The organism is Rathayibacter sp. CAU 1779, assembly GCF_054551755.1.
On sequence record NZ_JBTOLK010000001.1, the window covers coordinates 616,228 to 635,415 of the forward strand.

Genomic DNA, 19,188 nt, shown 5'->3' on the forward strand with positions numbered 1-19,188 from the left:
CGCGGCGATTCGTCTCGTCCGCGAGACGCCTGCACGCTCGGCCGCGGATACAGTCGAGGGATGCCCCGCCGCGCCATCGACCGCGAGATCATGCGGCTGGCGATCCCGGCATTCGGCGCACTGGTGGCGGAACCGCTCTTCCTGCTCGCCGACTCGGCCATGGTCGGCCACCTCGGATCCGCACCGCTCGCCGCGCTCGGCATCGCTGGCGCCATCCTGCAGACGATCGTCGGGCTCATGGTGTTCCTGGCGTACGGGACGACGCCGGCCGTTGCGCGGCGCCTCGGCGCCGGCAGCGAGCGCGAGGCGGTCGAGGCTGGGGTCGACGGCATGTGGCTCGCGACCGGCATCGGAGTCGTGCTCGCCGTGGTCGGCGCGGTGCTTGCTCCGACTCTGGTGGGACTGTTCGGTGCGCAGGCGGATGTCGCGGGTCCGGCATCCGCCTATCTCGCGGTGTCCATGGCCGGGCTGCCCGCGATGCTCATCGTGTATGCCGCGGCGGGCCTGCTGCGCGGCTTGCAGGACACGCGCACGCCGCTGTGGGTGTCATCCGGCGGGTTCGCGGCGAACATCGCGCTGAACGGTCTCTTCATCTACGGCGTCGGCCTCGGCGTGGAGGGGTCGGCGGTCGGAACGGTGATCGCGCAGTGGGGCATGGCCGCCGTCTACCTCGTGGTCACCGTGCGGCACGCGCGGCGCGCCGGGGCGTCGCTGCGGGTGCGGATGGCCGGGATCCGCGGGTTGTCCGGCACGGGCTGGTGGCTGTTCCTGCGCACGGCGAGCTTGCGCGCCGCGATCGTGCTCGCCGTCTTCCTGGCCACGGACATCTCCTCGGACGCCCTCGCCGCCTGGCAGGTGACCATGGCCGTCTACAACGCGGTCGCGCTGGCACTCGATGCGCTGGCGATCGCGGCACAGGCGCTGATCGGACGGGATCTCGGCCGCGGCGACCTCGAATCCGCGCGCGCGGTGCTCCGGCGCTGTCTGTGGTGGGGCGTGGGCGGCGGCACCGTCGTCGGCGTGCTGCTGATCGCCGTGAGTCCGGTGTTCGGATGGGTCTTCACGACCGACCCGAGCGTGCTCGCGCTGCTTCCCGTTCCGCTGGCGATCCTCGGTGTCACGACGCCGCTCGGCGGCTACGTGTTCGTGCTCGACGGTGTGCTGATCGGTGCCGGGGATGCCCGCTACCTCGCTGCGACGGGGCTCGCGAATCTCGCGGTGTTCGTCCCGCTGGCGTGGCTGGCCGTCGCGTTCGGCGGGAGCGCCGCGCAGTCCTGGCTCACGCTGGCGTTCGCGGTCGGATACCTCGGCGCGCGGGCCGTGACCCTCGGCGTGCGCGCCCACGGCGACCGCTGGATGGTCACGGGCGCAGTACGCCCCTGAGCGCGTCCGAATGCGCACTTTCGGGAGGAGACTCGCACACTCTCGCGAGGAGATTCGTGCACCTTCGCGGGGAGATACGCGCACCTTCGCGAGGAGATACGCGCACCCTCGGGAGGGGGAACGCGCACCTTCGGGAGGGCGCGACGCGCCCCGGGGAGGGGCGGGCCGTCAGTGGTGGGCGGTCCGCGGTGGCGGCGCCGTCGTGTTGCCGACGCGGAGCACGCTCGTGAACGCGACGGGCTCCGCCTCGCCGCCCCCGAGCATCCGCACGATCGCGCGTCCTGCAGCGCGGCCCTTCTCGTAGGCCGGCTGCTCGAGCGTGGTGAGCTCGTACGGCCACAGGCCGTCGACGCGCACGCCGTCGAAGCCGATCACGCTGAGCTCGTCCGGGATCGAGATGCCCAGCTCCTCCGCTGCGCGGATCACCCCGACGGCGAGCAGGTCGCTCTGAGCGATGATCGCCGTCGGCCGGTCCTCAGGCGGCACGGAGAGGATCTCGCGCGCGGCCCGACGTCCCTCGTCGACGTAACTGCCGGCGGCGGCGTAGGCAGGAGCATCCGGGAACACCTCGCGCGCACCCTCGAGCCGCTGCAGCGCGGTGGCAGACGAGCTGATGGCGAGCAGCTCGTCGGTGACCAGGCCGCGGTGGTGGAAGAGATCCAGCGGAAGCGTGATGATCGCGACCCGCTCGTGGCCCAGCTGCTTCAGGTGCCTTGCGCCGCGCTCGGTCGCATCCTTGTTGTCTTGCTCGATCACCAGGATGCCCTCGGCCGGGTATCCCTCGATCGCCACGACCGGCAGACCCCGGTTGCGCAGAACGGAGATGCTGTCTGCGAGGCGAGGCGAACATCCCATCAACACGGCGGCATCGATCGGGGCGTCCTCGACGGTGACCGGATGCGTCGACTGCGACGGCATCGCCTTCACGCCGGCGAGCGGCTGGCCCGGCCCGGCGGCGGCGAGGATCAGCAGCGCAGCGTCGATGTGGCCGATCTCCTCGGAGAGGCCGTCGAACTGGGCGATGGCGATCGGATCCCGGAACGCCTCGCGAACCCGTTCCTCGATGACGACGCCGATGATCCCGGAGCGCCCGCGGCGCAGCGACCTGGCCCGCGGATCGGGTCCGGCGTAGTGCAGATCCTTCGCGGCCTGGAGCACGCGCTCCCTGGTGGACTCGGCGACCGGACCGGATCCGCTGAACGCCAGCGACGCGGTCGACGCCGAGACGCCGGCCTTCGCGGCGACGTCGGCGAGGGTCGGGCGGCTGGAATCGTGATCGGGCATCCGACTCCCTTCGTGCGGCCGATCCGCGGGTGCGCGTGACCGGCCGGATGCATGGATGCCGCCATAGGACGGCACGTACGGTCGCGCGCCGGGCTGCGCACGAGCCGCGGATGCCTGTCGCCTTGACGGTCGGCATCCGATTCGCTAGCTTAGGCGAAAGACGCGGTCGAATCGATTCGAGAATACTGAACCGCTCGCCTCGATCCCTGAGACTCATCCTCCGGTGAGTTGCGGATACCGCGTCCGTGAACCGCAACGGTGGGGGCGCCGTAGCGGTCACAGTCCGCAACCCCGTCTCGGACGGCCGCCCGGGTTCCGACGGTCGTCCGGGTCGCGGGCGGAGCCGATCCCCCTCGTCTTCCCCCGCGCACAACCCCTCAACCTCACCATCACCGCCGACCGGCGCCGTCACGATCGAATCCCATGGCACGTACCGACACCACTGCTCCCCGCGCCCGCGTCGCACCGGAGCTGCGCCGCTGGCGCAACGCGCTCTTCGTCATCTTCATCGTGAGCGGGCTGTTCCTCTCCAGCTGGGTGTCCCGCGTTCCCGGTGTGCGCGACTCGCTGAAGCTGCCGACCGACGTGGTGGGGCTCATCCTGCTCGGCGTCTCGATCGGGGCGATCGTCGGTCTCGTGGTGGCTCCGCCGCTGCAGGCCCGCGTCGGCACCAGGCGCGGCATCGCGATCGTCGCCGTCACGGCGGCGCTCGGCCTTGCCGTGGTCGGCTTCGGCGCAACGGTCGTCGTATCCTTCCCGATCGTGGTCGTGGGACTCGCGCTGCTCGGTCTGGGCAACGGTGCGATCGACGTCATGATGAACGTCTCGGCCGCGGCCGTCGAGAAGCGGATCGGCCGCACGATCATGCCGCTGATGCACGCCTGCTTCAGCATCGGAACCGTGGTCGGGGCCGGGATCGGCGCCGCCTGCGCGGCGCTCGGGATCTCCATCTTCTGGCACTTCTCCGTGATGGCCGTCATCACGATCGCCGCAGCGGTCTACGTCGTGCGGTACGTGCCCAACACCCAGGACGTGCTCGACAAGGAAGCCGCCGGCGGCCTCGACTCCTTCGATGACCCGGCCATGGCCGTCGCTCCGCGCCGCCGCTCGTTCGGCGAGACCATCAAGTCCCAGCTCACGGTCTGGGCCGACTGGCGCCTCGTGTTGATCGGTGTCGTCATGCTGGGCATGGCGTTCGCGGAAGGATCCGCCAACGACTGGATCGCCCTGGCCTCCGTCGACGGCCACGGCCTCACGAACGCCGGCGGTGCGCTCGTACTCGATGTCTTCGTCGCCGCGATGACCGTGGGTCGCGTCGTCGGCGGTCCCGCCGTCGATCGGATCGGTCGTGTGTGGTCCATCCGTCTCACGGCGGGGCTCGGCGTGATCGGACTGCTGGCGTTCATCCTGCTGCCGCAGCCGGGGGCGTACATCACAGGCGTCGTGCTCTGGGGTCTCGGCGCCTCGCTCGGATTCCCGCTCGGCATGTCCGCCGCGGCCGACGACGAGCAGAACGCCACGGCCCGAGTCTCCGCGGTCGCCATGATCGGCTACCTCGCGTTCCTCGCCGGCCCGCCGGTCATCGGCTTCCTCGGTCAGCAGTTCGGCATCCTCAACGCCCTCTACGTAGTGCTGGTGCTCCTCGTCGCCGCGTTCGTCTGCGCTCCGGCACTCCGGCACCGCGAGCACCCAGCGGGCGAGCGGATGCCGCAGCCCGACCCCCAGCGCAACGCCGCCTGACCGTACGCCCGGCGCCCGGGCGCCGCACCCGTCTCCGAGTCGCACCTGCCTCCGCGATCACGCCAGCTCTTGGCTTCTGCGCCAGGAATGCTGGCGCGATCACGGAGACCTGGCGCTGTCGGCGGAGATGCGGTGCTGGGTCGAGGTGCAGCGCGAGCAGACGCACGAACGTCGGCGCGCATCCGTTAGCCTCGACGGGTGCGTTTGGTTGTTGCTCGCTGCTCCGTCGACTACGCGGGACGCCTGAGCGCCCACCTCCCGCTCGCGACCCGTCTGCTGGTGCTCAAGGCGGACGGTAGCCTGCTCGTGCACTCCGACGGCGGTTCGTACAAGCCGCTGAACTGGATGAGCCCTCCCTGCACCCTCACGGTCTCGGACCCCGACGCCGACCAGGCGGATGCCGGTGCCACCGAGATCTGGACCGTCACCAACTCCAAGACCTCCGACCGCCTCATCGTGAGCGTGCACGAGGTGCTGCACGACTCGAGCCACGAGCTCGGCATCGATCCCGGACTCCAGAAGGATGGAGTCGAGGCACACCTGCAGAAGCTTCTCGCCGAACAGATCCATCTTCTGGGCGACGGACACACCCTCGTGCGACGTGAATACATGACGGCCATCGGCCCGGTGGACATCCTCGCCAGGGATTCCGAAGGCCACTCGGTCGCCGTCGAGCTCAAACGCAGGGGCGATATCGACGGCGTCGAACAGCTCACGCGCTACCTCGAGCTGATGAACCGGGATCCGCTTCTCGCGCCGGTCGCGGGTGTCTTCGCGGCGCAGGAGATCAAGCCGCAGGCACGCACCCTGGCTGAGGATCGCGGGATCCGCTGTCTCGTTCTCGACTACGACGAGATGCGTGGAATCGACGACTCATTGAGTCGTTTGTTCTGATACACCGGCAATGGGCGGCATCGGCCACAATACAACAGCAGTTCCGAAGGATAATCGCACGCAGCGCTCATCGACCGCCGTGTACGCATATCCTTCGGAACTGCTGAGGCCGAACCCGATTCGCTCGGTTTCAGGCGTTGGCGCGGTACTCGTCCAGAAGCGCCGCCGGAATGCGCCCGCGGTCGGAGACGGTGTGTCCGTGCGCCCGCAGCCATTCGCGAACCGCACCGAGGTCTTCCTTCGAGCGGGCTGACCGGCCGACCGTCACCGAACGCGTGCCGCGTGCGGTGCGACGCCCGGCATCCACGAATTCCTGCAGTGCGTCACGCAGTCTGCTTGCATTCGTCGTGCTCAGATCAATCTCATACGAGACACCATCGAGGGCGAAGTAGACGGTCTCGCCCTTTCCGTTCTCGATTTCGTCGCCGTCGATATCGTCGACAAGAATCACAGTGGTTTTCTTCGCCATGCGATAAGCCTACGGAAAACACTGTGTCTCGGAAATATCGACACGAATATCCGTCGGCAACAAGCGCCTCCTTTGTGGTTCTTCAATTGCCTTCCATCTGCGGGAAGGCGATTCAGGTCCGGATGCGCAGAGCATCCGCGACGCTCTCCGGCGGCGGGTAGCGTGGTGCGGGTGAAACCGAGGCCGCCCTTTCCGAAGACCTACGAGAACACCGCTGTTCGACGCGCCTTGGAATCTCTTGCGGCGTCGCCGAGCCTGGAAGGTCTCGAGGAGTTGATGGCGGCATCCGTCAAGGGAGCGCTCGTCGTCGACGTGACCGGCTCGACGCAGGAGAGCGGCACCCGTGTGCGCACCATCGAGTCCACCGACGGTCGCCTGGTTCTTCCCCTTTTCACGTCGATGCGCGAACTCGAGACCGCTGTCGGAGAGACGGATGCCGGAACCGCCGTGCAGGCGATCGTCATTCCCGCGCGCGAGGCTCTGGCGCTCATCACCACGGCGGACTTCGCCGCCGTGCAGTTCAATCCGGGATCGCATGGCCAGGTCGTTGCCCGCGAGCACGTGGAGGCGGTGCTCGACAAAAAGTCGTAGCATGGCCCGGCCATGACTATCCCGACTTCGATCATGAGCGAACAGTCCCCCCAGACCACCCGTACCTGGTCCGCTGTGCTGTTCGATCTCGACGGCACCCTGACCGACTCCGCCCCCGGCATCACCGAATCGCTGGCCGCCGCGCTGGAGGAGGTGGGCCACCCGGTCGCCGACCCCGACTCCCTGACCGTGCACGTGGGCCCACCGCTGCACGAGACTCTCGCGTCCTTCGGTCTGACGGATGACGAGGTGGAAGCCGCCGTCGCCGCCTATCGTTCGCGCGCCGACTTCACCGACCTGCACGGCAACGCCGTGTTCCCCGGCATGCTCGGCCTGCTGCATTCGCTGCGCGAGGCCGGCGTCCCGATCGCGCTGGCCACGAGCAAGCCGACGAAGCGCGCGACGCGCATCCTCGAGCACTTCGGCCTCCTGCCCTATTTCGATGTGGTCGGCGGTTCGCCGGAATCCGGCCACAACACGACCAAGGCGGATGTCATCCGCTGGGTGAGCGAGCAGCTCGACGAGCGCGGCGTTGACACCTCGCAGCTCGTGATGGTGGGCGACCGCGGACATGACGTGCTCGGCGCCGAGGCCAACGACGTCCCGTCGATCGTCGTCGAATGGGGATACGGGTCCCCGGTCGAGGCCGTCGGCGCGATGGCCGTCGTGCACTCTGTGGATCAGCTGCGCAACCTCCTGATCGGCTGACGCCGCCGAGCTCCGCACCACACCACCGACACCCGCGGTGCCCAACCGCCCGCCCTCCATCTCTATTGCGCCATTTGCGCACTATTGCGCCAGCCCCGTTGGCGCAATAGTGCGCAAATGGCCCGGTTACAGGGACGCGGGACACGAACCCTGGCTCTGGGTTACGAAGGGCGGACTCAAGAGGGCCAAAGAGGGCAAGGGACCCCAGGTCACCGAGCCAGGCGCTCGACGATCCCGCCGTACGTGCCAGGCAGCAAGACCGCTGCAGGCACGATCGCACCGCGCAGCGGCGATCGTGCTGCCGTAACCAGCCGCGCCGTCAGCCTGCGGAAGTCGCGAGTGAGCGACGTCCACTCCCGCTCATAGCGATGCGGCTCCCCCGCGCACACGGCATCCACGGCGGCACGCGCCTGCGCGAATCCGACCCGCAGTCCCTCGCCGGTGAGCGCGTCGACGTAACCGGCCGCGTCTCCGACCAGCAGAACGCGACCGGCGTTGCGTGCGATGGTCCGCTGCAGCAGCGGGCCGGCGCCACGTGTCGATCCGACCTGCGTGTCGGACTCTCCGTTGGCATCGGCTCCGAGCAGCGCGCGCAACTCGGGCTCCGCTGCGAGCGCGTCCGCGAAGTCGACGCCGCGTGGGCCGAGCAGCGCGACCCCGACGACCTCCGGACCGAGCGGTGTCACGTACAGTTCGACCTGCGGAGTCCAGCGCACCTCGACGAGGTCGCTCCACGGCTTCAGCGCGTAGTGCCTGCGAAGCCCGTAGCGGCGATGGGATGCTCGTTGCGGCTCCCCCGCGAGCCCGACGAGTCCGCGCACGGCCGAGTGCAGGCCGTCGGCTCCGATGACGTATCCGGCCGTGAGCGTCTCCAGACCGGGACCGGAGAGCGTCACGCCCGTGTCGTGCTGTTTCACGGCATCCACCCGGCCGGGCACGATGGGGATGCCACGCTCCGCAACACGCGCCGCGATCGTGCCGTGCAGCGCCGTGCGTGCGACCCCTCGCCCGATCTCTTGCGCGAACGGATGCTCGGCCCGCCTCGCCCCCTGCACATAGGCGATCCCGCGCAGATCGGCCCCTGGCGGATCGAGGTCGAGCTCACGCAGCAGCCGCAGTGCGCCCGGCATCAGTCCCTCGCCGCAGGCCTTGTCGATCGGCGTCCGCCGCGGCTCGATGACGACCGGCTCGAGCCCACGATCCGCCGCGAGCAGGGCGGTCACGAGCCCGACGGGTCCGCCGCCGACGATCGCAAGCGGCGTGTCGGTTCTCACCCCGCGCTCTCCGGGGTCGCGGGGCCGGACACCGCTCGGTCCGCCGCTGCGCCAGCGGGCGCCGCGTCGTCCGCGTCGGGACCATTCGTCCCCCGGATGTCGAGCTCCTCCAGAGCGCGGTCCTCGGCCGGGATGCGGAATCCGAGCAGGAACACCGCGTTCAGCACTGTGAACGCGATCGCGGTGATCCATCCGGTGAAGACGAGCGGCAGGGCAGCGCCCTCGATCGCGACCGCGAGATAGTTCGGGTGTGCGATCACCCGGTAGGGCCCTCTGCGCACGGGGCTCAGACCTGGCACGACGATCACCCGAGTGCACCACTGCCTCCCGAGCGTGCCCACGCACCACCAGCGCAGCACGTTCGCGAGAACGACGATCGCGAGCATCGGCCAGCCCAGCCATGGCAGGAACGTGCCGGCGAGCCACCACTCGAGAAGACAACCGAGCAGCAGTGCGACATGCAAGGCGATCATCCACGGCACCTGCCGTGCGGCATACTCGCGCCCTCCGCGGGCCGACGACCAGCGAAGGTTGCTCGCTGAAACCACGAGTTCGGCGATGCGCTCGCACGCGATCACGGCGATCAGCGCGACGCCCCAGATCATGCGGCAGACCCGGCCGGGGCGGCAGGAGCAGCGAACTCGGCCGGCATGGGAAGCTCAGCGGAGTCGGCAGACGCAACAGGCTCGACAGAACCGGCGGGGACAGAAGTCTCGGCAGACAGGGCTGCGCCTTCTTCGCACGCGGCAGCGTCCGCCCAGCGCAGCAGCACCAGTTCGGCTGCTACTCCGGGTCCGAGCGCGAAGAGGAGCCCGCTCTCTCGCGGTGCCTGCGTGCGCAGCGTCTCGGCGAGGATGCCGAGCACGGCCGCCGACGACTGGTTGCCCGCCGCGGCGAGCGCGCGCCAGCTCGACGCGAGCGCGGCATCCTCCAGTCCCAGTGCCTGCGCGAACGCCTCGAGCACTTTGGGGCCTCCCGGATGCGCGAGCCACGTCCCGATGTCGGCCACCGTGAGGCCGTGAGCGTCGAGCAGGGAGTGCACGTCGCGGGCGAAGTGGCGTCCGATCACGTCGGGCACACCGGCGCTGAGCACGATGCGGAAGCCGCTGCCGCCGATGTCCCAGCCGATGACGTTCTCGGTCTCCGGGTACAGGCTGCTGCGCGTGTCGACCACGTCTGGCCCGATCAGCCCACGTTCGTGAGCCACGGCATCGCCCACCACGACCACCGCCGCAGCTCCGTCGCCGAACAGTCCGCTGGCCACGATGTTGGCCATGGAGTCGTCGCCGCGCTGAACGGTGAGCGAGCACAGCTCCACGGAGACGAGCACGGCCACGTCGTGCGGATGCCCGACAAGGTAGTCGTGGACGCGCGCGAGTCCCGAGGCGCCCGCGACGCATCCGAGTCCGAACGACGGCAGCCGCTTGACGTCAGGGCGCATGCCCACCCGTTTCGCAAGCTGCGCGTCGATGGACGGCGCCGCAACACCGGTCACCGACGTGAAGAGAACGAAGTCCACCTCGTCCGGACGGATGCCGGCGGCATCCAGCGCATCCCGCGTCGCCCGTTCCGCGAGGTCCGCTCCGGCGGCGATGAACAGGTCGTTCGCCTCGTGGAAGGAATCGAGGGTCGCGTACCGATCGAGCTCCATCACCAGGTTCCGCGTCTCGACGCCCGCCGACGCGTGGATTCGGCGCAACAAGGCAGCCCGAGCCGGGTCGTGGGTGAGCAGCGGTTCGAGCGCCGTGGTGATCTCCGCCTGCGAATAGCGGAACGCGGGGACGGCCGGTGCGGCCGCCACGATACGGGACACAGGGGCAAGCTATCACCGGACCGCGGGCCGGGCGTCGCTCCGTCGGACACTCATGCCGGCTTCACGGGTGCGGCCACGTCGATCGGGGCACCTCGACGCCGGCTGAGGCGTGCTACTTCGTCCAGACGGGCATCTGCTGCAGCGTCCATCGGTTGCCGTCGGGGTCGCTGAAGGTGACGAAGCGTCCCCATGGCTGTTCGTCCACCTCGCTCGGCTCGACGCCGCCGTCGATCAGCAGCTGACGAGCGGCATCCGCGTCCTCGATCACGAGCTGCACGCTGCGCTGACTGCCGACCGGCATGTCGATGAGGCCCTTGCCGAAGGCGATGGAGCACGCCGATCCGGGAGGGGTGATCTGCACGAAGCGCACCTCGTCGCTGACCGTCTGGTCGTAGTCGACGTTCCAGCCGAGCTGATCGCCGTAGAAGTGCTTGGCGCGGTCGACGTCGGAGACGGGTACGAACACGAGCTCGATCTTGAAGTCCATCACTGTTCCTTTCGCATCGGCGGCGGTGCCGGTCGGTCCGCCGTGATGCCTCGACGATAGGTGGGCATCCGGTCAGATTCTGTCCTGATTGAGACGAAGATGAAGACATGGCCGCCACCGCCTCCCGCGTTCTCGAACTGCTCTCTCTGTTGCAGACCCATCGCCAGTGGCCCGGTCCGGAGCTCGCGGAGCGCCTCGAGATCACCGAGCGCACGCTGCGCCGCGACGTCGAGCGGCTCCGTGAGCTCGGCTACCGCATCGACTCCGTGCGAGGATCGGCCGGCGGCTACCGGCTCGAGGCCGGTGCGCACCTCCCGCCGCTGCTGCTCAGCGAAGAGGAAGCAGTGACGGTGGCGGTGGGGCTGCGCTCCGCGGTCGCACAAGGCCTCGTCGACGGCGAGCGCACCACGCTGAGCGCGCTCGCGAAGTTCGAACAGCTGCTGCCGCCCGCACTGCGCGCCAGAACGGATGCCCTGGCCGCCGCCCTGCACACCTCGCCGTCGGGCGGCGTGCCCGTCGGCGCCGAACTGATCGGGGTGCTCGCGCTCACGTGCCGCGACCACGAGCGGATCCGGTTCCGCTACCGCACGGCCGACGGTACCGAGTCGCAACGCAGTGTCGAGCCGCACGCGCTGGTGTCGCAGGGACGCAGCTGGTTCCTCCTCGCCTGGGACCGCGACCGCGACGGATGGCGCACCTTCCGTATCGACCGCATCGCCGACGTGTTCGGAACCCGGGTGCGGTTCGAGCCGCGAGAGATTCCAGGGGGTGACGCCGCGGGATACGTGCGCACGAGCATCCGCTCGCTGCGGGCGCCGTTGCGCGTCGACGTCGTGCTGCACATGCCTGTGGACGAGATGCGCTCGCGGATGGGCGGATGGGGTGCCGCGATCGTCGCGGCCGGCGACGATCGCTGTGTCTGGCCCGTGGCCGGCGAGACGGTCGCGCACCTCGTCTCCGCTCTCGCCTGGATTCCCGGCGACGTCGGTTACGAGCTTCGTGCGGATCGCCGGCTCCTGGCGGAGATCGCCGGCGCAGCCAGACGGCCGGCCGCGGCCGCCAGGGCCGCTGCTCACTGAACGATTCGATCATCGGGATGCGAGAGTCCGCACGGATACCGGGACGCACCGCCGGCGCCTCTGTATAGTGCGAACCATGAGCGAGGCAGCAGGTTCGCAGAGTGGCGGCGCGGCATCCGCCCAGCCCGTGATCGTCGGCGTCGTCGCCGACGTCCCCGACGTCGTCATCACCGAGGCTGCGTCCCTTGCGCAGCAGCTCGGCGCATCAGTGGTCTTCGCAACCGTCGAGCCGTTGCGGTATTCGATCAGCACGCTTCCGGACGGGTCGGTGCTCTCGATGCCGCTCGATCCCGACACATCCGACGCCCAGGAGGAGCGGTTCGATCCGGAGCTGGCCGGACGCATCCGCGGTCTGCTCGCGAATGTCCCCGATATTCCGGATGCCTCTGCCCGGTTCGTCGCGCGCGCCGGCGATCCGGCAATCGAACTGGCCCGGCTCGCCGACGAACTGGACGCACGCGCCATCGCCGTCGGCACCCGCAAACCGGGCTTCCGGGCCAGCCTCGAGGAGTTCCTCGCCGGATCCATCGCCGTGGCACTCGCCCACAACCAGGCGCGTCCCGTGATCGTCATCCCCGTCGCGCACACGGTCGAGGGAGCGGATCCGGCGCGTCGAGGCGACGACGCCTCCTGATTCGCTGACACCCGAAATCCCTGAGCGCGCGACCGCCGTCTCGGCGGTCGGGTCCCGGTCCCGCTACGCTCGCGTGACGGCCTTGTCGGTGCGCACGCTCCAGCGGCCTTCCACTCGCGTGATCGTCAGCGGGTAGTCAAGGGCCTCGCTGACCAGGGATCCGGTGAGCACGGCATCCGCCTCTCCCTGCGCCAGCACGAGGCCGTCGCGCAGCAGCATGGCGTGCGTGGTCGACGCCGGCAACTCCTCGAGATGGTGGGTGACGAGCACACTGGCCAGATCCGGATGCCGCTCCCGCAGCTCGTCCACCCGGTCGAGCAGGTGCTCGCGGGCGGCGATGTCGAGACCCGTCGTCGGCTCGTCGAGCAGCAGCAGGTGCGGATCCGGCATCAGCGCCCTGGCGATCAACGTGCGGCCACGCTCGCCCTGTGACAAGTTCGGCCAGAGGGCGTCCCGCCTCGCCGTCATGCCCATGAGCTCGATGAGCTCGTCGATCCTGATGCGATCCTGCGCGGTCGGCTCCCACCGCATCATGAGCTCCTGGGTGCCGGTGGCACCGGTGGCGACGACCTCGCGCACGGTGAGCGGTGAGCGCACCTGGTGTCGCGGGTTCACGTGTCCGATGATCGAGCGCAGCTCGCGCAGGTCCACCCGGCCGAGTCGCTTGCCGAGCACGTCGACACTTCCGCTGGTCGGATGCTGCACCGCGCCGAGCAGGCTGAGCAGCGTCGACTTCCCCGCGCCGTTCGCTCCGATCAGTGCCCAGTGCTCGCCGCGGTCGACCGTCAGCGAGATATCCGAGAGGATCGCCCTCCCCTGCCGGACGAAGGCGACATCGGACACGGTGAGGATTCGTTCGGACACAGCACTATTGTCCCAGGACGCGCGCCTGGCAATCACCGCCGGGCGGCGGAGCCCGCATGACGCGGCAGCAGTGCGGCCTCCACCATGGGGAAGACCAGCAGCACAGCGACGACCGCGAGCGCCCAGCGGTAGCCGAGCCAGGCATCCGATGGGCCGAGGGCCGATGCCGCGGCAGTCGTGACCCGCACGATGAGGGCCGCCACCGCGATGCCGATCCCGACCGCCACCTGCTGCATGGTCGAGGCGAGCGTGTTCGCCGAGGTCATCAGCTCGCTCGGCACGTCGGCGAACTGCAGAGAGTTGTATCCGCTGAATCCGATGGACCGGAACACACCGCTGAGGAACAACAGCACGGCGATCAGCCAGAGGGGGGTCGTCGGGTCGATGAAGACGCACGCCACGTAGACGAGTGCGCCCAGCAGATTGCTGCCGACGATCACGTTCTTGAACCCGAAACGACGGATGAGCGGCGTCGTCACCGGCTTGATCGCGATATTGCCCACGAAGACGGCGCCGACGAGGAGGCCGGCCTGAGCTGCGGTCCATCCGAAGCCCACCTGGAACAGCAACGTGAAGAGGAACGGTGCAGCGCTGATGATCAGGCGATACACTCCACCGCCCACATTCCCCACGCGGAATGTATCGATGCGCAGGGCCGCGAAGTTCAGCAGCGGATGCCGCACCCTCCGCATCCAGACCACCCCGGCCACGCCCGCTCCGACGGCGATGATCAAGTAGGCGATGGCCCATCCCCAGTTCGTCGAGGAGGATCCGACCTCCTCCATACCGAGCACGAGCGCGGCGAGCGCGACCCCGGTGAACGCGAATCCAGCCCAGTCCAGGCGCCGCGCCTCCGGGCTCGGCGTGTTCGGCACGATCTTCAGTGCAGCGATGAACGCCCCGACACCGAACGGGATGTTGATCAGGAAGATCCACGGCCATCCGACCGTGTCGGTCAGGATGCCGCCGAGCGCGGGCGCGACCACCGGTGCCAGCAGGCCGGGCCAGGTGAGGTATGCCATGGCATCCAGGAGGTCACGGCGGTCGAGACCGCGCAGCACTGCCAGCCGTCCGACCGGGACCATCATGGCCCCGCCGATACCCTGCAGCACGCGCGCCGCTGTGAGCAGTGGCAGGTCGGGCGCGAAGGCGCACAGTGCTGATGCGACGGTGAAGACGGCGAGAGCGGTCGTGAAGATGCGACGCTCGCCGAAGCGGTCGGCGAGCCATCCGCTCACGGGCACGCACACCGCGACCGTGAGGAGATATGCCGTCATGGCAATATTCAGGTCGACCGCTCGCACGCCGAAGTCGTGTGCCATCGCAGGGGCCGCGGTCTGGATGATCGTGCCGTCAAGGTTCTCCATCGACAGGCCGACCGCGGCGAGCAGAGCGAGCGGGCGATTCAGGGTGGCGGATCGGGGCACTGTGACAGTCTGCCCTGCCAGACGGCCCGTTGCCGGTCAGTGCTTCTTCGCTGTGACCTCATCCTCGCGACGCGCGTAGTCGTCGAGCAACGGCAGGAAGACCTCGTCGACGACGGAGAGGACGAAGCCCTCCGCGATGGCGCTGAGCGACATCAGGAGTTCGTGCCGCAGCAGGTCGAAGGGAAGGCTCTTGACCCTGGCCGGAAGATCACGTGGAACACGCTCGCCACGCGCGCGGGCACGATCCAGCAGGATGTCGACGGCCGACGAGCGCGGATCGACGAGCCGCGCCCTGATCTGGCCGATCGTCTCTCCCGTTGACGAGTAGTAGCCGCCGAAGAGCACGCTGACGAGCGAGACCATGTCGGTGAACCGCGTGCTCGCGGATTCCATCAGTGCGATCAGGTCTCCGCGCAGGCTTCCGGTGTCGCGAATCTCGACCGGCGCGCGGCTGGTGACGTGCCTGGTGATCGCCGCAAGCACGAGGTCGTCCCGCGTCGGCCATCGCCGGTACAGCACCGGCCTGCTGGTCTGAGCGCGCTGCGCGACGGCGTCATAGGTGAGCGCCGCGTAGCCGTTCTGCTCGAGCTCGTCCCATGCGGCATCCAGAAGGGCTGCTTCAAGTTCGTCCCCTCTACGCCGACGCTGGCCCTGGGCTGCGCTAGGAGAGTCTGGGCTTTTCGACTCAAGATCCACTTGCGTATCTTATCGCAGCCTCGTATCCTGGACATTGTTAGATACATGCGCGTATCTAAATGAGGAGATTCCATGAGCACCACACCCCCGGCGGCGACCTCGGACCCGATCGTCAGCCGCGAACTCAAGCGAACGACCACCGCCCTCGTCGTCGGCGTGCTGGCGGTCGTCTTCGACACCACGATCATGAGCGTTGCCCTGCACACGCTCTCCAAAGACCTCGATGTGTCGGTCTCGACCATCCAATGGGTCACCACCGGCTACGTCCTCGCTCTCGCCGCGACGGTCCCGCTGAGCGCATGGGTGCAGCAGTGGCTCGGCGGCAAACGCGCCTGGATGATCGCCCTCACCCTGTTCCTCGTCGGCTCCATCCTCTGCAGCCTTGCGTGGAACGCCGAGAGCCTGATCGCGTTCCGCGTCATCCAGGGCATCGGCGGCGGCATCATGCTGCCCCTGCTGCAGACGCTCGTCATGCAGGCGGCAGGCGGCAAGAACCTCGGCCGCATCGCGGCCACCGTCGGTCTGCCCGCCATGCTGGGACCGATCCTCGGACCCGCGGTGGGCGGCATCATCCTGAACTGGCTGGACTGGCAGTGGATCTTCTGGGTCAACGTGCCGTTCTGCGTTGTCGGCCTCTTCCTGGCCTGGCGGATGCTCCCCCGCGACGTCCCCGCGAAGACCCGACCGCGGCTCGACGTCGTCGGCATGATCCTGCTGCTTCCGTCGCTGGTGGCGCTGCTGCTCGGTCTCTCCAACTCCGCGGGGTCCAAGGGATTCGGCGCCACGGATGCCTGGCTGCCGCTCACGATCGGCGCAGTCCTGCTCGCCGCCTTCGTGGCCTGGGCGTTGCGGCGTAAGGAGAAGGCACTGGTGGATATCAGACTGCTCCGTCATCGATCGGTGTGGTCGGCGTCCGCGCTGCTGTTCCTCTCCGGCCTCGCCGCGTACGGGATCATGCTCCTGCTCCCTCTCTATCTGCAGCAGTTGCGCGGCGCCGACGTTCTTGCGGCCGGCCTCTTCCTCATCCCGCAGGGACTCGGCACGCTCGCCAGTCGCAGCCTCGCTGGCGGCCTGACCGACAAGCTCGGTGCGAAGTGGGTCGGCGTCATCGGCTTCGCCATCGTCGGCCTGGCGACCATCCCGTTCGCGTTGAGCACGGCGACCACGAACGAGTGGTACCTGATGGCCGTGCTGTTCGTGCGAGGCTTCGGGCTCGGCGCCATCGTGATGCCGCTGATGGTGGCGTCGTTCCAGGGCTTGCAGCGGGCCGACATCCCGCACTCCAGCATCATCACCCGCACCGCGCAGCAGCTCGGCGGATCGTTCGGCACGGCCGTGCTCGCCGTCATCCTGCAGTCCGCACTCACCGCGCACGCCTCGGCGGGCGTGGCCGGTGTCGCCACCTCGTTCGACACGGCGTTCTGGTGGTCGATCGGCTTCACCGGAGTCGCGACGCTGCTCGCGTTCGCGCTGCCAGGACGGCCGAAGGCCGTCACGGATGCCAAGCCCGGCCCCGAGCAGAGCGTGGCATCACCCGCGGTCGCGAAGCAGGCTTAGGAGCGGCTCGGAGCAACGCAACGGATCGAAGGGTGGACGGAGTTCCAGCCCTTCGATCCGTTCGGTTCACTCGGCGAGTTCGATCGGCCGGTCCTACGCCGTCGTGTCGAGCAGGCGCTCCACCTCGGTGAGCAGGATCGCCGTGCACATCCCCTCGAGCGCCTCCACCAGCTCCGCGAGTGACGGCATGGTCGGCGCGATCCGGATGTTCGCGTCCTTCGGGTCGCGGTGGTACGGATACGTCGACCCGGCAGGTGTCACCGCAATGCCCGCCTGCGCGGCGAGCGCGACGGCTCGCTCGGCGCATCCGTCATGCACGTCGAGGCTCACGAAGTAACCCCCCGTCGGGGTGGTCCAGGTACCGGCTCCGTACGGCGAGAGCCGACGCTCGAACACCTCGCTCACCGCCGCGAACTTGGGCTCGATCAGTGCACGGTGGCGAAGCATGTGCTCGCGCACCCCGGCCTCGTCCTTCAGGAACTGCACGTGGCGCAGCTGGTTCAGCTTGTCCGGTCCGATCGACTGCACGGCCGCATGGCTGAGGTACCAGGAGACGTTCTCTGGTGATGACCCGAAGAACGCGACGCCTGCGCCCGCGAACGTCACCTTCGAGGTGGACGCGAACACGAACACGCGGTCCGGGTTTCGGGCCTCCGCCGCCAGCGACAGGATGTCGATGGGCTCGGGCACGTCGTCGGTGAGGTGGTGCACGGCGTAGGCGTTGTCCCAGAAGATGCGGAAGTCGGATGCCGCGGGCAGCGACACCAGAGCGCGCGCCACCTCTTCGGTGTAGACGGCACCCGTCGGGTTGGAGTGCACGGGGACGCACCAGATGCCACGGATCGTCGGGTCCTCAGCGAGCAGACGCTCGACTTCCGCGACATCGGGTCCGTCATCCGTCATCGCCACCGGGATCATGCGGATGCCGAGGTGCTCGGTGATCGCGAAGTGACGGTCGTACCCTGGCACCGGGCACAGGAACGACACGGTCTCCTCGCGGGCCCACGGCCGCTCGCTTTCCGGGAGTCCGTGCAGCAGCGCATGCACGACGACGTCGTGCATGATCGTCAGGCTCGAGCTGCCGAGGGCGAGGAGCTGGGGCACCGGCACGCGCAGCACGTCGCTGAAGATGGCGCGCAGTTCGGGGAGGCCCTGCGGGTTGCCGTAGTTGCGAAGATCCGCTCCGCCCGCGTCACGGTAGTTCCCCTCGCCCGGGAGCATCAGCAGGGCGTTCGACAGGTCGAGCTGTTCGGCGGACGGCTTGCCGCGCGTGATGTCGAGAGACAGCCCGCGCTCGACGAGCGCGGCGTAGTCAGCGGTGAGCTGCGCGTGCAGTTCGCGGAGCTCGGCAGAGGACAGTTCGGTGAGGGCGGTCACCCTTCGATCGTAGTCAGCCGCGTATACCGGTCGAGCGTCAGCTCTGCCGGATCGGGGCTCCGTTGTCTGGGCTCATGTGCCGCTGGTTGAGCTCGTGGAAACCAGCCCGGCCGCACGACCGCTGGTCCAGGTGGGGGCGCGGTGAGAGCCGAACGGCTCAATCTGCCGGATCGGAGCGGACCGTCGCTAGCTCGCCTTGGCGAGAGTGCCGTAGTCGGCCGAGACCACGATCGGCAGGTGATCGGAGTCGCCCCTGCGCAGAGTCTCGACCGTGTGCACATCGAGCCCGGCAGAGGTCACGAAGTCGAAGTGTCCTTTGAAGAACTTGTAGCGCGTGTACGTCTTGCGGTCGCTGAGAGACATGTCGTACCCGGCGGCCTTGACCTTCTCACCGAGCGACTGGGTGAAGAACGGGTAGTTGTAGTCGCCGATCATGAGCGTGGGCGCCCCGTGTCCGAGCCGCAGCAACTCGGCGTGCGCGGCATGGATCTGCGTGCGGCGCAACGAGTTCAGCGCGGTGAGCGGTGCCGCGTGGAACGACGCGACGACGACCTCGTGGCCGGTGGCGGCATCCTGAAGCAGAGTTCCGACGAGCCGCTCGTGAGCCGGAGCCAGCACGCGGTCGTGCAGCGACTTCTTCAGCTCGAAGGTGTCGGTCTCGCGCAGGTGGAATCGGTCGGCTCGGTAATAGACGGCGAGGCCGAGCCGGTTGCGCTTGGTGGAGTCGGCGAGACGGAGTGTTCCGACCTCCTCCGGCAGCACCGTGGTGTCCGCTTCCTGAAGGCACATCACGTCGACCGAGGTGGCGGCAGCGAGGTCGATGAGCTCGCCCGTCGCTCGGTTCTTGCGGAGGTTGTAACTGAGTACGCGTATCAGGACGATCACTTCTTCATCGGGGCGGTCGGGTGGAG

General features: G+C 68.7%; 19 protein-coding genes. 8 read left to right on the forward strand and 11 right to left on the reverse strand.

Going from position 1 to position 19,188, the window contains the following annotated elements; translation table 11 throughout:
- The first annotated feature begins 60 nt into the window (after nt 1–60).
- Nucleotides 61–1,383, forward strand: coding sequence for an MATE family efflux transporter (locus ACX9R5_RS02670; protein ID WP_459407463.1), 1,323 nt, complete (start codon nt 61–63; stop codon nt 1,381–1,383).
- Nucleotides 1,384–1,551: 168 nt separating this feature from the next.
- Here the strand turns inward: ACX9R5_RS02670 and ACX9R5_RS02675 are convergent, their stop codons facing one another.
- On the reverse strand, nt 1,552–2,667 hold the full coding sequence (locus ACX9R5_RS02675) for a LacI family DNA-binding transcriptional regulator (protein ID WP_459407464.1): 1,116 nt from the start codon (nt 2,665–2,667) through the stop codon (nt 1,552–1,554).
- A 423-nt stretch (nt 2,668–3,090) separates the two neighbouring features.
- Here ACX9R5_RS02675 and ACX9R5_RS02680 point away from each other — a divergent pair, with 423 nt between their 5' ends.
- Together ACX9R5_RS02680 and nucS are read left to right on the forward strand one after the other, a co-directional pair.
- Nucleotides 3,091–4,407, forward strand: coding sequence for an MFS transporter (locus ACX9R5_RS02680; protein WP_459407465.1), 1,317 nt, complete (start codon nt 3,091–3,093; stop codon nt 4,405–4,407).
- Between the two features lie 198 nt (nt 4,408–4,605).
- Nucleotides 4,606–5,301: an endonuclease NucS gene (gene nucS / locus ACX9R5_RS02685; protein ID WP_459407466.1), complete on the forward strand. Its 696-nt coding sequence runs from the start codon at nt 4,606–4,608 to the stop codon at nt 5,299–5,301.
- Between the two features lie 130 nt (nt 5,302–5,431).
- Here the strand turns inward: nucS and ACX9R5_RS02690 are convergent, their stop codons facing one another.
- On the reverse strand, nt 5,432–5,770 hold the full coding sequence (locus tag ACX9R5_RS02690) for a histone-like nucleoid-structuring protein Lsr2 (RefSeq protein WP_459407467.1): 339 nt from the start codon (nt 5,768–5,770) through the stop codon (nt 5,432–5,434).
- 171 nt (nt 5,771–5,941) lie between these two features.
- On the opposite strand from ACX9R5_RS02690, the gene ACX9R5_RS02695 reads away from it, so the two are divergent.
- Nucleotides 5,942–6,361: an SseB family protein gene (locus tag ACX9R5_RS02695; RefSeq protein WP_459407468.1), complete on the forward strand. Its 420-nt coding sequence runs from the start codon at nt 5,942–5,944 to the stop codon at nt 6,359–6,361.
- A gap of 33 nt (nt 6,362–6,394) precedes the next feature.
- Nucleotides 6,395–7,069, forward strand: coding sequence for an HAD hydrolase-like protein (locus tag ACX9R5_RS02700; protein WP_459407469.1), 675 nt, complete (start codon nt 6,395–6,397; stop codon nt 7,067–7,069).
- Between the two features lie 209 nt (nt 7,070–7,278).
- On the opposite strand, the gene ACX9R5_RS02705 is transcribed toward ACX9R5_RS02700, so the two are convergent.
- From ACX9R5_RS02705 to ACX9R5_RS02720, 4 genes are all read right to left on the reverse strand, one after another.
- Entirely contained in the window at nt 7,279–8,343 is a 1,065-nt protein-coding gene (locus ACX9R5_RS02705; RefSeq protein WP_459407470.1) for an NAD(P)/FAD-dependent oxidoreductase, read from the reverse strand.
- On the reverse strand, nt 8,340–8,948 hold the full coding sequence (locus ACX9R5_RS02710) for an isoprenylcysteine carboxyl methyltransferase family protein (protein ID WP_459407471.1): 609 nt from the start codon (nt 8,946–8,948) through the stop codon (nt 8,340–8,342). The genes ACX9R5_RS02705 and ACX9R5_RS02710 overlap by 4 nt, the downstream gene beginning before the upstream one ends.
- Nucleotides 8,945–10,156 carry a type III polyketide synthase gene (locus ACX9R5_RS02715; RefSeq protein ID WP_459407472.1) on the reverse strand — a complete coding sequence of 404 codons (1,212 nt, stop codon included), beginning with the start codon at nt 10,154–10,156 and terminating at the stop codon, nt 8,945–8,947. Before ACX9R5_RS02715 ends, ACX9R5_RS02710 begins: the two co-directional genes overlap by 4 nt.
- 112 nt (nt 10,157–10,268) lie before the next feature.
- Complete coding sequence (locus ACX9R5_RS02720; protein WP_459407473.1) at nt 10,269–10,643, reverse strand: VOC family protein; 375 nt, start codon at nt 10,641–10,643, stop codon at nt 10,269–10,271.
- A gap of 107 nt (nt 10,644–10,750) precedes the next feature.
- On the opposite strand from ACX9R5_RS02720, the gene ACX9R5_RS02725 reads away from it, so the two are divergent.
- Together ACX9R5_RS02725 and ACX9R5_RS02730 are read left to right on the forward strand one after the other, a co-directional pair.
- A complete protein-coding gene (locus tag ACX9R5_RS02725; protein ID WP_459407474.1) occupies nt 10,751–11,722 on the forward strand; it encodes a helix-turn-helix transcriptional regulator in 972 nt (323 codons plus the stop codon).
- A gap of 76 nt (nt 11,723–11,798) precedes the next feature.
- Nucleotides 11,799–12,356: a universal stress protein gene (locus tag ACX9R5_RS02730; RefSeq protein ID WP_459407475.1), complete on the forward strand. Its 558-nt coding sequence runs from the start codon at nt 11,799–11,801 to the stop codon at nt 12,354–12,356.
- A 63-nt stretch (nt 12,357–12,419) separates the two neighbouring features.
- Here the strand turns inward: ACX9R5_RS02730 and ACX9R5_RS02735 are convergent, their stop codons facing one another.
- From ACX9R5_RS02735 to ACX9R5_RS02745, 3 genes are read right to left on the reverse strand one after another with little or no spacing between them, the layout of a single operon-like run.
- Nucleotides 12,420–13,220, reverse strand: coding sequence for an ABC transporter ATP-binding protein (locus ACX9R5_RS02735; protein WP_459407476.1), 801 nt, complete (start codon nt 13,218–13,220; stop codon nt 12,420–12,422).
- A 32-nt stretch (nt 13,221–13,252) separates the two neighbouring features.
- Entirely contained in the window at nt 13,253–14,647 is a 1,395-nt protein-coding gene (locus tag ACX9R5_RS02740) for an MFS transporter (protein WP_459407477.1), read from the reverse strand.
- 36 nt (nt 14,648–14,683) lie between these two features.
- Nucleotides 14,684–15,343 carry a TetR/AcrR family transcriptional regulator gene (locus ACX9R5_RS02745; protein ID WP_459407478.1) on the reverse strand — a complete coding sequence of 220 codons (660 nt, stop codon included), beginning with the start codon at nt 15,341–15,343 and terminating at the stop codon, nt 14,684–14,686.
- A gap of 72 nt (nt 15,344–15,415) precedes the next feature.
- Between ACX9R5_RS02745 and ACX9R5_RS02750 the strand changes: the two genes are divergently transcribed.
- Nucleotides 15,416–16,900: an MDR family MFS transporter gene (locus tag ACX9R5_RS02750; protein ID WP_459407479.1), complete on the forward strand. Its 1,485-nt coding sequence runs from the start codon at nt 15,416–15,418 to the stop codon at nt 16,898–16,900.
- 93 nt (nt 16,901–16,993) lie between these two features.
- On the opposite strand, the gene ACX9R5_RS02755 is transcribed toward ACX9R5_RS02750, so the two are convergent.
- Together ACX9R5_RS02755 and ACX9R5_RS02760 are read right to left on the reverse strand one after the other, a co-directional pair.
- Nucleotides 16,994–18,277: an aminotransferase class I/II-fold pyridoxal phosphate-dependent enzyme gene (locus ACX9R5_RS02755; RefSeq protein ID WP_459407480.1), complete on the reverse strand. Its 1,284-nt coding sequence runs from the start codon at nt 18,275–18,277 to the stop codon at nt 16,994–16,996.
- A 186-nt stretch (nt 18,278–18,463) separates the two neighbouring features.
- Nucleotides 18,464–19,150 (reverse strand): endonuclease/exonuclease/phosphatase family protein, encoded by a 687-nt coding sequence (locus tag ACX9R5_RS02760; RefSeq protein ID WP_459409019.1) that lies wholly within the window; start codon nt 19,148–19,150, stop codon nt 18,464–18,466.
- Nucleotides 19,151–19,188: the final 38 nt, after the last annotated feature.

Coding starts and splice junctions, on each gene's coding strand:
- ACX9R5_RS02670 (WP_459407463.1), top strand. CDS start 61: ATGCCCCGCCGCGCCATCGACCGCGAGATCATGCGGCTGGCGATCCCG.
- ACX9R5_RS02675 (WP_459407464.1), bottom strand. CDS start 2,667: ATGCCCGATCACGATTCCAGCCGCCCGACCCTCGCCGACGTCGCCGCG.
- ACX9R5_RS02680 (WP_459407465.1), top strand. CDS start 3,091: ATGGCACGTACCGACACCACTGCTCCCCGCGCCCGCGTCGCACCGGAG.
- ACX9R5_RS02690 (WP_459407467.1), bottom strand. CDS start 5,770: ATGGCGAAGAAAACCACTGTGATTCTTGTCGACGATATCGACGGCGAC.
- ACX9R5_RS02700 (WP_459407469.1), top strand. CDS start 6,395: ATGAGCGAACAGTCCCCCCAGACCACCCGTACCTGGTCCGCTGTGCTG.
- ACX9R5_RS02710 (WP_459407471.1), bottom strand. CDS start 8,948: ATGATCTGGGGCGTCGCGCTGATCGCCGTGATCGCGTGCGAGCGCATC.
- ACX9R5_RS02720 (WP_459407473.1), bottom strand. CDS start 10,643: ATGGACTTCAAGATCGAGCTCGTGTTCGTACCCGTCTCCGACGTCGAC.
- ACX9R5_RS02725 (WP_459407474.1), top strand. CDS start 10,751: ATGGCCGCCACCGCCTCCCGCGTTCTCGAACTGCTCTCTCTGTTGCAG.
- ACX9R5_RS02730 (WP_459407475.1), top strand. CDS start 11,799: ATGAGCGAGGCAGCAGGTTCGCAGAGTGGCGGCGCGGCATCCGCCCAG.
- ACX9R5_RS02750 (WP_459407479.1), top strand. CDS start 15,416: ATGAGCACCACACCCCCGGCGGCGACCTCGGACCCGATCGTCAGCCGC.